Origin of the sequence: Acholeplasma laidlawii PG-8A (assembly GCF_000018785.1) — a bacterium.
GTDB lineage: Bacteria > Bacillota_I > Bacilli_A > Acholeplasmatales > Acholeplasmataceae > Acholeplasma > Acholeplasma laidlawii.
This window is the reverse complement of the sequence record NC_010163.1, coordinates 561283-575085: the sequence shown is the minus strand read 5'-3', so window position 1 is coordinate 575085 and position 13803 is coordinate 561283. Positions and strand designations below refer to the sequence as shown.

Here is a 13803-nt window from a genome sequence, read left to right as displayed (position 1 = left end):
TTACTCCGAATTAAGCTACTAAATTAATTTCACCTAATCCGCTCAGTGATGACTTTCATTTATAGGGTATAAGAGTTTCACCAATTCTCTTAATCTCTTTTATGATTTTATTATAAATTACTTTTTCACTTCATAGCGTTTCTAATATTATATACTAATTAATTTTGATATGCAATTGTAAATCTAGAATTTACAAATTTTGGATGTTCACATTCTAATATAATCGCGTGTGCTAAATCTTTAACAGATATTCTAGAACGTTCTAAACTGTCATATATGAGATGATCTTTACCATAAACATATTGTTTAGTAAGTGGACCATCAAAAACTTCAGCTGCAGGAGACACAAATGTAACCTTTAAAGATGTATCACCTTTATAAGTTTCAAATACCCTGTCTGTTCCTTCTAATGCTTTAATCCATGGTTTTGGAAATACTAAACTATCTTTGACTAATTCACCATCATATTGGATGAGTGTGGTTGCACCAATGACAGCAATCACATGCTTATTTAACTTTTTAGCCATGTTAAATATGACTTTATAACCATCTAAAAAACGTTCTGCTTGAGCCACATGATAATATCCCGGATTATATGCGGATACAATCACATCACAATCTTTAATAGCCGCTTCAAAATCAGCTTCATCAAAAATTGTTAATTTTTTAAGTGTAAGATTATTTTGAGCAGGAATACTATTTCTTCTAAAAATCCCTACCACTTCATGACCTTTACTTAGTGCTTCATTTACTATATTTTCCCCGATAAACCCTGATGCACCTATAACTGCTATTTTCATATGTTTACCTACCTTTTTATATATAAAATACCGATTGTTCCTTCGCCACAGTGACTGGATATCACACAGCCAGCATGACCTTCTAATATATGTTTCACTTTAACTTCTTTTTCTACTCTATTTTTAATGTATTCAAATGAATCTGGAGCAAGTGAATGCGTAATGAATACATAAGTATCATCTATTTCGCCATTTAAGTTCACAAGATCATCAATCATCACATCAAGTGCTTTTGACATCTTACCAACTGACTTTTTATAGACATCAAGTTTACCATCATTCACTTGAATGATTGGCTTAATACGTAGTACTGAACCCACAAATGCACTTAAGCCACTTGCACGTCCGCCTTTATGAAGGTAGTCTAATGTCTTAATTGCAAATTGGCTACTTACCTTAGGTACTAATTTTGTTATTTCTTGATGGATTTCTTCAGCACTTAAGCCTTGATCTTTTAAATCGGATGCTTTAAGGACTAGTAATGCAATCCCACTAGATAGATTTGCTGAATCAATGACGTAAACATCTTTTGTTTCTAATAAATCAATAGCTAGTAAAGCTGATTTATAGGTTGCCGATATTTTAGAACCAATAGAAATATGAACAATTTTATAACCTTCATCCAAAAACTTTTTAAAAAATACCTCGAAATCTCCGGGACTAGCCGCTTGTGTCTTTGGTAAAAACCCATAAGTTTCAACTTTTTTATAGAGTTCAGGGGTTGTAATATCTATGCTATCTTTATAGGATTCATCATTAAAACGTACATATAATGGCACGATTTTAATGTTTCTAGTTTCCAATATTTCTGGACTTAAGTCCGCAGTTGAATCTGTAGTAATTAAGATTTTATTCATTACTAAACTCCTCATTAATTAATTTATCAATTCCAAACTTTGTTTCACTTGATGTGAAGTATATTTTTTGTCCTTCAAAAAACTTAGATCTAATCACTTTTTCTTGTTTAAGTCTATGTGATGATTTGACCTTATCGTACTTTGTTGTAACGACAATAATGTCTACATCAAACGCCTGTAATTCAATATACATATCTAAATCATCTTGAGTTGGTCCAATATTAAAATCCACCAATAAAATAATTTTTTTTAAGTGACCATTTAACTGGATATATTCATTAATCATTCTCATAAAAGTTAAAGTTTGAGTTTTAGAACGTTTCGCATAGCCATAACCAGGGGCATCTACTAAATACAAACTTTGATTTAGTAAATATAAATTTAACGTAATCGTTTTACCAGGTGTTTGAGACACTCTTGCTAATTTTTTACGATTTGTAATGGCATTTATTAATGAAGATTTACCTACATTTGAGCGACCAAGTATTAAAAAATGGTCGAAATCATCTTTAGGCAAGTCCGTAATAGAAACGGCCGATGTAATAAATTCTGCTTGTTTAATCATAATTTTACCTCTTATCTTATTGTATCATATATTTACAATCATTGAATGTCACATTTTACTAAACCCCATAAAATAAGAGTGTTATGACGTTCATAACACTCTTATCTTTAGTGATTGTTTAAGATTATCTAATCAATGCTTGTGCAAAAACATCAGATACATTTTCAACAGGAATAATTGTTAATTTGTCTCTAACTTCTTTTGGAATATCATCAACATCTTTAACGTTTTGTTTTGGAATTAAAATAGTAGTTAAACCACTTCTTAAAGCAGCAATTGCTTTTTCTTTTAATCCACCAATTGGTAGTACATAACCGCGTAATGTAATTTCACCGGTCATACCAAGGTCTTTTCTAACATAGAGTTTACTTGCAGCTGACATAATCGCAGTTGCCATGGTAATACCCGCTGAAGGACCATCTTTAGGAATTGCTCCTTCTGGTACGTGGACGTGGAAGTCGTTGTTTTCAAATATCGTTGGGTCTAAATTAAATTCTAGTGCATGTGATTTTACATATGAAAGTGCAGTAATTGCTGATTCTTTCATGACATCCCCTAGTTTACCTGTTAAAACAAGTTGTCCCTTACCTTTATAGTAAGTAACTTCAACCGGAAGTGTGTCTCCACCAAATGCAGTATATGCTAGACCAGTCACAACACCAATTTGTTGTTTTTCATCCACTAAATTATGTACAAACTTAGGTTTACCTATATATGTTTCTACATTTTCTTTAGTGATATGAATTTTATCTGCTTTTTTCATAAGAATTTCTTTAATTGCTTTACGTACTAAAGAACCAATATAACGGTTTAACTCACGAACACCAGCTTCTCTAGTGTAATGTCTTACAATAAAGTAAAGTGTTTCTTCATCAATTGTAAATTTATCACTATCTAAACCGTGTGCTGATAATTGTTTGTTAACTAAGTGTTTTTGAGCAATCTGAATTTTTTCATACTCAGTATAGCTAGATAGTTCTACAATTTCCATACGATCTCTTAAAGGTGCAGGCACATTTTCAAGATAGTTTGCTGTTGTAATGAATAATACTTGAGATAAGTCATAATTTTCTTCCAAGTAGTGATCACTAAATTTAGCATTTTGCTCTGGGTCTAATACTTCAAGCATTGCAGATGCAGGGTCCCCTCTATAATCAGATGCCATTTTATCAATTTCATCTAATAAGAAGACAGGATTTACTGTACCAGCATCCTTCATACCCTTAAGGATACGACCAGGCATAGCGCCTACGTAAGTTCTTCTATGACCACGTATTTCTGATTCATCTTTAACGCCACCTAGTGATTGTTTAACAAACTTACGACCTAAAGCTTCTGCAATAGATGTTGCAAGTGATGTTTTACCAACCCCTGGAGGACCTGCTAAACATAAAATAGTCTGTGGATTTCTACCAGTCATCATCTTAACTGCTAGATATTCAATAATACGTTCTTTAACATTTTCCAGACCATAATGATTCTTATCTAAGTTATCTTGTACCTTTTGTAAATCATTTAAATCTGTTGATGATTCATTCCAAGGTAATGCAACTAGAAAATCTAGGTAAGTTTTAATAATTTGAGATTCAGCCATTGCTGAAGGTGTTGATTGATAACGAGATAGCTCTTGTAGGGCCTTTTCTTCGATATGAAGCGGCATTTTAGCCTTCTTAATATCTTCTCTTAATTTATCAATTTCATCTTCTTTTTTAGCTTTATCACCTAATTCATTTTGAATTGCACGCATTTTTTCTCTTAAATAATATTCTTTTTGATTTTCATCAATTGCCTTTTTAACATCTTCATTAATACGCTGTTCTAAATCAGCAATCATCTTTAGACGGTTAATATCTTCTAAAATTAATTTTAGTCTTGAATTTACATTTAATTCAGCTAGATACTTATATTTTTCAGTATCTTGAGTTCTTAAATTATATGCTAAAATGTCCGCCATTTTATCTGATGATAAACCAGATTGAATTTGTGATGTAATCACTTGGGCATTATTAAACAACTGATTTGCATTTACAACAGCTTCATCAGTAATTAATTTAAGTAATGTAGTTTCTTCTTCAATTTCCCCTACTTTTGATTCTAATTCTTCATAGTCTGCTACAAAGTAAGGATCTGTTAAAAAGTACTCATTGACTTTAATTCTAGACATTAAATTAAACTTAATTTTATAGTTGTTATTAGGTAATTTAATCTTCATAGCAATCTTAGCTAAGACACCATGAGTTTCAATATCAGCAACTGTTGGGTTTTCTATTAATGGATTTTTTTGAACCAATATAAGTACGTAAGATGAAAAACTCTTTTCAGACTCTTCAATCGCTTTAAGGGATACTTTACGGCCAACTTCAATTCTAAAATCATTATTAGGAATCGGTACGATACCACGTACAACAATCGCGGGTAAACTTGTCTGTAATTCCATATCTTTGATCCCCTTTCTGGGTTATATTCTTATTATATATTATAATATAAAATTGTCAATTAGCAATCATAATGCATGAGTGCCAATCGTTATCCCATCTTTTATCATATTTATAGTTATAAGAAAGCCTCTGAAGCTTCAGAGGCTACTTTTATATTTATTTTTGTACTGCGTTTTCTACTAAGAATGTTACTGCTTTTTCAAATGCGATATCATTCATTACTAGTTCATCTGAGATATACTTTTTAATTTCATTAACTTCCATTTTGTAATGGTTTGCTAATTCTTCATAACGCAAACTTAATTCTTCAGGTGTAGCAGTGAAGTTTTCTTTCTTAGCAATCGCTTCGATTACTAGAGATTGAAGTACACGTTTTTCAGCTTGTTCTTTAGCTTGTTGTTCGAATAATTCTTTAGTTAATCCTGATAATTGGATGAATGTATCCATATCTAATTGATATTGTTTAGCTTGAGCTTCAACATTTTTCTTGAAGTTTTCGATTTCTGAATCAAACATAGATTGTGGCACTTCAACTTTAGCTAATTTAACTACTTCAGTGATAACTGCATCAGTTAATTCTCTTTTAGCTTGTTCTTGTTTAGATGCTTCTAAATCTGCTTTGATTGATGCTTTTAATTGATCAACAGTTGAGATACCTTCACGGTTAAGTGATACAACCCATTCATCATTTAATTCTGCTAATTTTTTAGATTTAATTTCGTGTAATACAACTTTAAATACTGCCGGTTTACCTGCTAGGTTTTCAGCTTGGTATTGTTCAGGGAAAGTAACATCCACATCGCGTGATTCACCAACTTTTAAGCCTAACATACCTTCTTCAAAACCAGGAATGAATTGACCACTACCGATTTCTAAACTGAAGTTTTCAGCTTTCCCACCTTCAAATGCAACACCATCTTGGAATCCTTCGAAATCAAAGATTGCTGTATCGCCATTTTCTAGTGCACCTTCTTTAGGTTCTAAAATAGCATTTTGAGCTAATAGGCTGTTAATGTTTTCATCAACTTCTTTTTCTGTTACTTCTGTATCTACTTTAGCAACTTCAACACCTTTATAGTTTTCAATTTCAACTTCAGGTTTGATTGCAACTTCAAAACTTACTTCAAAATCTTCTGTTCTTGAGATTTTATCGAAATCTAGATCAATATTCATTGGATCTGAAACAATTGTAAAGTCTTTTACTAGTGTAGCATCATTATATTTATGACCAATTGCGTGGTTTAATGCTTCTGCATATAATGCTGTTTCACCAAATTTTTGTTCGTAAACTTTTTGAGTTACTTTACCTTTTCTAAATCCTTTAATTTCTACATCATCTTTAATGTGTGCAAAAGCATGTTCTAATGCATGTTCAAATTCTGCAGGTGTTACTGTAAAAGTAAATTTTACATGATTCTTTTTTATATGTTCAAATTTCATAGTTTCCTCCTAAATTATATCAACTTTAATATTATAACATTATAAATCTTTTTTTCGTGAAAATACATAAGTAATGATAATTATTCTTCTATTTTACGCATATCTTCTAAAGATAATGTGAAATCAAAGATATTTATATTTTCAAATTGTCTTAATTTATTGTGACTCTTTGGTATGACAACGACACCTTTTTGTATTTGATGTCTAAGTAGTATTTGTGCCCAAGTCTTACCATAATGGTTACCAATGGTTGTTAATATATCCTTATTAGGCACAGGATCTAGTGGACCCCATGCTACTGGAACAATGTCATACGCCTTACAATAAGAGATGAGTTCCTGTTGCCAGTTTGCTGGATTAGATTCTATTTGATTCATCATGGGTTTAATATTTGCATACTTCATGATGTAATCAAGTTGCTCCTTACTAAAATTGGATACACCAATTGCTTTAAAGTGTCCTTTTAGATAATGACTTTCAAGTGCTTTCCAGACCTTTAAATTAATTTCATCCGTGGATGGATGATGAATTAAATAGATATCTACATAACCTCCAAATATATTGATGGACGATTGTATCATCGCCTCAATTTTTTCATCATCTTCTAGTGGTAATTCTTTGGTAGGTATTTTAGATGTAACCATGACATCTTTTCTATTTAGATGGGCATCTTTAATTGATTTGGCAATCACTGTTTCATTTCTATAAACGATTGCTGTATCTATGAGGCGGTAGCCATTTTCATATGCCCAAATTAGTTCTTTAGTGTCATTATCAAGTGCACCATAAAAATCATGATTCACTTTACCAAATGTGTTTGCACCCATACCTACAACTGGTACTTTAAAACCATTATGAAGTGTTAAATATTCCATAGGTTACCTCTTAATTTTGATAACTTCTTGGTAGGCTTGTTTCAAGCCTTCACCAATTTTTTCAATCGATCTGTCTTGAACAATCTTATAACCGTTTTCAATCATTTCTGTTTGATCTTCATGTAATACTTTTTCTATTAATTTACTAAATTCAAAGTTATTATGTCCTTTTAGTACATGCTCCTTATGAAATAACCAGTCATAATAAACAGGAATATCACGCAAAACAACAGGAGTTTTACTTGCCAGTCCTTCTAAGACGACAATACCTTCTGTTTCTTCATAGCTTGGGAAGAACACACAATCAGCACCACTAAATGCACCCTTAATGACCGCACCATCAACGTAGCCTGGCATAATCATATTTTTAGGTTTATTTTTAATACGTTTTCTAATAAAATGCGTGGTTGCAAGTTTAGATAAATTACCAAACCAAATGAAAGTAACATTTGGCATAGTACGGGCCACTTCAATAAAATCGTGAATACCTTTTCTTTCAAATAATAAACCAACACCAATCACAACTTTTTGGTTAGGCTCTAAATCAAAATGTTTTCTAAATGCATCAACATTTTCTTGTTTATACTCGTAAGCATCTAAATCAATACCATTTGATAATGCAACTACAGGAGATTTTACTACATGCATCGATTCAATTAAAAACTTAGAGTATCTTGTTGGTGTAATAATTAAATCTGCAATACCATAAATATTTTGTAGGTGCTTGTAGAAAAATGGTGCAATAACACGCCAAAATGCAAAACTTCTTCTAAAGTCTTGCACTGTTGAGTGTCCATGAACTATTACTGGGTATTTTTTTCTGAATTTTTTAATCTTATTGGAGTGCGCGATATTCACATGCACCAAATCGTAAGTGTCTTTAGGGTCTGTAGTATATTCAATACCTACAGCTTCTAGCGCACGTTTTTGGTGATAAAACGCTCTACCAATGCCAGATTTTTTTAACATACTTTGTTTTTGTGAGTACAATAGTACTTTCATAATAAAAATACCTCTTTTCTATTTCTAATTGTCTAAGTTTTGTTTAGCAAAGATTACTGCGCCGTATATACCTGAATTCACATGACTGTCTGCATAATATACTTTGAAGTTTTCTTTTGTTTTATCTGCAAATAAGTTTTTTAATATGAGAGATTCTAGATACGCTTTTGGAAATTGCTCACTCATAATCACGCCACCACCTAAAATAATAGTGGATATATCTAATATCGTCATTTGGGTTGTGATATAAAATGCTAATAAATGAAGATAATCTTGAATGGCTTGGTGATTAAAGTGATCCATAAGCATCGTTTCAAATGGTGAATCTTTAAAATGCTTTTCATGGATTGCTTTTAAATTAAATCCAGAAACTTCAGATTCTAAATCATTTTGTTTTTGGTTATACTTGATACCTCTTAAATACATTGGCACATGCCCTATTTCACCAGCGGCACCAAAATCTCCTTGATACATCATGTTTTTAATACGAATTGCACTACCAAAACCAGTCCCCAAATAAAAACCCATAACTGATTTATTAGGATCAATATTAAAATGTTTTGCATCATAAAGCATTAATATATTGACATCATTACCAATAAATATTGGGATGTTTAATTCTTTTTCTAAAGCTAACAAATAGTCACCTTCAAACGCTCTTAAGTTGGGTATATTTAAGACTTGTCTTGAATGAAGGTCAACGATGCCTGGAAAGCCAATACCAATCGCTTCAATTCTATAGCTGTCTTTGTATTTTAAAACATATGAGCGAATAAGTCCACTTAAATCTTTTCCAATTTTAGTTGATTGATGCTTTTCTTCATGATGAATAACAAAATCATCATCGACTAAACCGATTCTAATATTTGTACCACCACAGTCAATTCCAATAAAATATTTTTTCATATGAGTTATTTCCTTTTGATAATATAAACACCTGGTTTGTTGATTAAGATCTCATTATCTAGTGTTTTTACATTCTTAGATCCAAATATTAGTTTACCATCTAATGGTATTTTTATTTCATTAAAATCATTTTTAATGTAATGATCTAGTGTATACGTATTAGATTTTAATGAATAAAGTATGTAACCACTATGAATTTCAGCACGAACATCTTCATTATAATCTGAATGACGATATACTTTGTATGATTTTCTTATCTTTAAGAGTTGTCTTAATTTCTTAATACTTGAAAAATTTTCCCATTTGACCATATTAATACTATCTGGTGATTTATAAGAGTTTTCAACACCATCTTTAGAACGATACATTTCCTGACCAGCATGATAGAAAGGTATACCTTGTGATATCGCGATGATGTGATTTGCTAAATCTTGATAGACATGCTTAATTTTCTTATCTTTATAGTTAAAGTGTAACGTATCGAAAAGTGTCATATTGTCATGACATTCAACATAGTTTAATGACTTATTTGGTGTATTAAATATATGAGGGGAACCTTTTAATGCTTTTAATACATCTTCTAATTTTTCTTTAGATCCAGTAGCATAGCCAAGTTCTTTTGTATGTAGTTCACCCTTTAATAAATTTCTATAAAAATCATTAAAGTGTCCAATAGCGGGCATCATTGCTTGGTTGTTCATGTTACTACGTTTTGACTTAGGTAGTGCATTGTCCATATTCCAACCTTCACCGTAAAGCATGATGTTTGGATTTAACTTCTTAAGTTCTATAGCTATTTGATTCATGGTATCCACATCCATTAATCCCATTAAATCAAATCTAAATCCATCTACTTTATAGTGTTTAACAAAATGAACTAATGAATCAACAATTAAACGTCTAACCATATAATTGGTTGTTTCAACGTCATTTTCTAAAAATGCAGAGTGTGTTTGTTGAAAGTTTTTATCGTGTCTATAAAAATAACCTGGAACAAAGTAATCATAAGGGAATAATGCACGTTCATAAACATGATTGTAAACAACGTCCATATTTACAGCTAAACCAATTTCATGAGCTTTATCAACTACTTTTCTAAATTCGTTTATTCTGCTATATGGATCACTTGGATTATTTGATAGCCAACCCTCTATTGCAAAGTATTGCATCGGGTTATAGCCCCAGTTATAAAGTTCATCTTTATTCACATCATCTACACCATAAAAGTCATAAACTGGTAACACTTGAAAATGTGTAACACCTAAGTTTTTGATATACTCTAGTACAGATGATTTTAAAGTTTCACTGTATTCTGTTACGCCTAAGAAAGTACCCTTATTTGGTACATCAAGATCAATGGTTAAATCTCTTATCATACCTTCATAAATGACTGCATCTGTATATTTTTTTAATGTGACATGATCATGAAATTGTGGTTCTAATTTGTCCATATCGATAATAACAGATGAATCTAAGTTACTTGCTATAGTGTATGGATCATTTGCTATTTGGAATGTATCCACTAATCTTACATTATATGCATAGCTTTTCCCTTCAAGATCTCCTTGAACTCTAACATGGTATGCACCACCTTCTAAGTAGGTCATTTCATATGTAGCACCATCTACCATACAATATATTTCTTTAGCAACCGGACTATATACATAAAAGTCAGTGTGTGTCTTGGTATAAACTGCACCAAGTGGACCATCGTATCTATATTTTTTATCAAACGACTTATGAAGTGTTACTAATCCTATATGTAATGGATATCTATGATGATTGATATAAATATGGTCGACTTCATGTAATTTTAAATCGATATTCGACTTAAAATATTGATTGTCACCATCATTTTTATACCAAGTAATTTCATATCCTTGGATATGAATATCATAAATATAATCTGTAGATTCTAATCTAATTAATTGTAAATCATCAATAAAAGCTTTAATCATTTGTAATATTTCCTACACTTTCATTTTTTTTAGTTTATTGTGATAAAATAAGTATAATACATACGAGGTGAACTATGAAACCAACCATTAAAGATGTTGCAAAGAAAGCCAATGTCAGTATTTCCACAGTGTCACGTGTTATCAATAAGCGTGGTTACGTACATGAAGATACACGTTTGCTTATTGAAAAGTCTATTAAAGACTTAGGTTTTGTGCCTAACCAGCTGGCTAGAAGTTTAACCAATCGCTCCTCTAAAATTATTGCAGTCATTGTACCGCATATTGGACCATACTTTTATGGTGAGTTATTAGAATCGATTGAGAGTCAAGCTCAAGCAAACGGTTATAAAATTATGTTCTTTAACGTTCAAGATGACCCTGAACGTGAATTAGAATATATTCGATTCTTTGAACAATATAATATTGAAGGTATTATTGTAGCGTCTAATTTCCAAAATATGTCAAAATTAGATGAAATTAAAGTACCGATTATTACAATTGATCATATTTTAGATGAAAACATTCCTTCTATTACCGCAGACTCTGTGACTGCAGGTGAGTTAGCTGCTAAAAAACTTATTGAAGGTGGTTCTAAACATTTAGCTGTCTTTAGAGGTCCAAGTTTTTTAATGACAACCATCGAGCGTACATTAGGTTTTAATAAGGTTTTAAAAAAACATAATTTACACGCAGATGTCTTTGACTTTGACTTAGTCAATCCAGATGCTAAACTTATCGAACAAGTTTTAAGTGCTAATCCTCATATTGATGGTATCTTTGCATACTCAGATACGATGGCACTTGTCATATCTTCTATTTTACAACGTTTAGGTCGTAGAGTACCTGAAGATGTTCAAATTATCGGTTATGATAATACACCGTTTGTAGAGTGGATTCATCCACCTCTAACAACCATTTCTCAACCGATTAATTTATTAGGTAAACAAGCTTTTATTAACCTAACAAGATTAATTCGTGGTGATGAGTTATCCACCCTTCATGAAGTCATGAATGTTGAATTAGTAGAACGTAAATCAACAAGATGAGAATCCTAACACAGGATTCTCATTTTTTATATTTAAAGATAATACTCGTTAACCCTGAAAGTTGTACCTTGAGATGATATGGTTGACCATTTCTTGGTTCTTTGTAGGTTTTAAGTGGTAAGCCGTTGTATAAGTTTGTTCCATTATAAATGTCTTTGTTGGAATTTAATATTTCCTCATATGTTCCTTCAAAAGGTACACCAACTTCATAGCTTTGATAATAGTTTGGAGTTAGATTATGAACCATGACAAGTACTTCGTTATCCGAGTATCTTGCATAAGCAAAGACAGATGTGTCTTTATGATCCACGATTAACCATTTAAATCCTGACGGATCATGATCTTTTTGATAAAGTGCATCATGGTGTTTATACACATGTGCTAAATCCCTAAAGTATCTATTAAAAGCGTCATGTATCGGAAACTTTAATAAGTTCCAGTCAAGTTCCTTTTTAAAATCCCATTCAGCAATTTGTGCAAATTCCTGACCCATAAATAGTAACTTTTTACCCGGGTGTGTCATATAGAATGTCATAAGGTTTCTATAATGCGCAAACTTTTGTTCATAACTTCCCGGCATTTTACTGACTAAGGAACCTTTTAGGTGTACGACCTCATCATGGCTAAAGGGTAAAATAAATTGTTCATTAAATGCGTAAACTAAGCCAAAAGTTAGTTTATCATGGTTATGTTTCCTGTATATCGGATCAAGTTTAAAGTAAGATAAGACATCATTCATAAAGCCCATATTCCATTTATAGTTGAACCCAATACCACCAAGAAAGGTTGGTTTGGTAACGAGTGGAAATGCCGTTGAGTCTTCTGCAGATAGGATGAAGGTTTCATCCTTACTAAATACATGTGCTGAAATTTCTTTTAAAAATGCAATAGCTTCTTCATTGATACCATTGGACTCATCACCTAGATAATAAAACAGGTGAGATACAGCATCAATTCTAAATCCATCAACATGGAAGTAATCCATCCAAAAAGTAAGGGCAGACATCATAAAACTTTTAGTAATACCTTTATTGAAGTCTAGATTCGCAGTACCCCATGTTATGTTTTCTCTTTTAAAGGTATCCTCATATTCATAAAGATAAGTGCCATCAAAATTAAATAAACCAAAGTCATCTTTATTAATATGTCCTAAAACCCAGTCCATGATGATACCAATACCATGTTGATGACACTGATCGATTAAATACATTAAATCTTTTGGTGACCCAAATCTAGAAGTTGCCGCAAAAAAACCAGTACCTTGATACCCCCATGAGTCATCCAGTGGATGTTCATAGACTGGCATGAGTTCAATATGGGTAAATCCGTTGTATTTTACATGGTCAATTAAATCTTTAACCACTTCATTATACGGTCTAAATTGACCATTATTTCTTTGCCAAGAGCCAAGATGCACTTCATAGATAAGCATTGGTTGATCATAGACTTTTTTCTTGTTTTTAAACCAGTCATGATCCTTCCAATGATACCCATCAATATCATAAACTTTAGATGCGTTTGATGGTCTTACTTCAGAAAAGTATCCAAACGGATCTGATTTATGTGAGATCTTTCCATTCTTTAGATGAATCTCATATTTATAAGTTGCCCATTCAAGGTCTTTGGGTATTGTAATGGACCAAAATCCTTGTGGATGAATTTTAGTTAGAACATGCTTCCAGCCTTCGTAATTGTTGAAATCTGCAATAAGTCTAACTTCTTTTGCGTTGGGTGCATAAACAGTAAATGTAGTAGATATGATGTTGCCATCATCATCCTTATTCAGGTGTGCACCTAAAAACTGATGTGCTAAATAGTTCTTGCCTAATAGATATAAATTTGCATGAGATTCTGTAAATGCCAATTTTATGTACCTCCCCAATGTTTGTCCTTTAATCCTATTTTACAATAAATAT

11 protein-coding genes and 1 other annotated feature (1 of these 12 only partly in view) are annotated in these 13803 nt (G+C 31.8%); of the genes, 1 reads left to right on the top strand and 10 read right to left on the bottom strand.

Annotated features, from left to right (window positions below):
- Positions 1–143, bottom strand: a binding site (T-box leader); it reaches 79 nt to the left of the window's first position.
- A 15-nt stretch (positions 144–158) separates the two neighbouring features.
- The 9 genes from ACL_RS07210 to pulA form a co-directional block, all read right to left on the bottom strand.
- Positions 159–800 (bottom strand): NAD(P)-dependent oxidoreductase, encoded by a 642-nt coding sequence (locus ACL_RS07210; RefSeq protein ID WP_012242488.1) that lies wholly within the window; start codon positions 798–800, stop codon positions 159–161.
- 8 nt (positions 801–808) lie between these two features.
- Positions 809–1657, bottom strand: coding sequence for a DegV family protein (locus ACL_RS02700; RefSeq protein WP_012242487.1), 849 nt, complete (start codon positions 1655–1657; stop codon positions 809–811).
- Positions 1650–2222 carry a ribosome biogenesis GTP-binding protein YihA/YsxC gene (yihA, locus tag ACL_RS02695; RefSeq protein ID WP_197711675.1) on the bottom strand — a complete coding sequence of 191 codons (573 nt, stop codon included), beginning with the start codon at positions 2220–2222 and terminating at the stop codon, positions 1650–1652. The genes ACL_RS02700 and yihA overlap by 8 nt, the downstream gene beginning before the upstream one ends.
- Before the next feature lie 124 nt (positions 2223–2346).
- Positions 2347–4659, bottom strand: coding sequence for an endopeptidase La (lon, locus tag ACL_RS02690; RefSeq protein WP_012242485.1), 2313 nt, complete (start codon positions 4657–4659; stop codon positions 2347–2349).
- Positions 4660–4816: 157 nt separating this feature from the next.
- Positions 4817–6100, bottom strand: coding sequence for a trigger factor (gene tig / locus ACL_RS02685; RefSeq protein ID WP_012242484.1), 1284 nt, complete (start codon positions 6098–6100; stop codon positions 4817–4819).
- 80 nt (positions 6101–6180) lie between these two features.
- Positions 6181–6975, bottom strand: a complete 795-nt coding sequence (locus ACL_RS02680; RefSeq protein WP_012242483.1) for an aldo/keto reductase family protein — start codon at positions 6973–6975, stop codon at positions 6181–6183.
- Positions 6976–6978: 3 nt separating this feature from the next.
- Positions 6979–7977, bottom strand: coding sequence for a processive diacylglycerol alpha-glucosyltransferase (gene dgs, locus ACL_RS02675; RefSeq protein WP_012242482.1), 999 nt, complete (start codon positions 7975–7977; stop codon positions 6979–6981).
- A gap of 24 nt (positions 7978–8001) precedes the next feature.
- The gene (gene alsK / locus ACL_RS02670) at positions 8002–8883 is read right to left on the bottom strand and encodes an allose kinase (protein WP_012242481.1); all 882 of its coding nucleotides are present in this window, start codon (positions 8881–8883) and stop codon (positions 8002–8004) included.
- 5 nt (positions 8884–8888) lie between these two features.
- A complete protein-coding gene (gene pulA, locus ACL_RS02665; protein WP_012242480.1) occupies positions 8889–10841 on the bottom strand; it encodes a type I pullulanase in 1953 nt (650 codons plus the stop codon).
- A 74-nt stretch (positions 10842–10915) separates the two neighbouring features.
- Here pulA and ACL_RS02660 point away from each other — a divergent pair, with 74 nt between their 5' ends.
- Positions 10916–11887, top strand: coding sequence for a LacI family DNA-binding transcriptional regulator (locus ACL_RS02660; RefSeq protein ID WP_012242479.1), 972 nt, complete (start codon positions 10916–10918; stop codon positions 11885–11887).
- Between the two features lie 19 nt (positions 11888–11906).
- Here the strand turns inward: ACL_RS02660 and glgB are convergent, their stop codons facing one another.
- Entirely contained in the window at positions 11907–13751 is a 1845-nt protein-coding gene (gene glgB / locus ACL_RS02655) for a 1,4-alpha-glucan branching protein GlgB (RefSeq protein WP_158298323.1), read from the bottom strand.
- Positions 13752–13803: the final 52 nt, after the last annotated feature.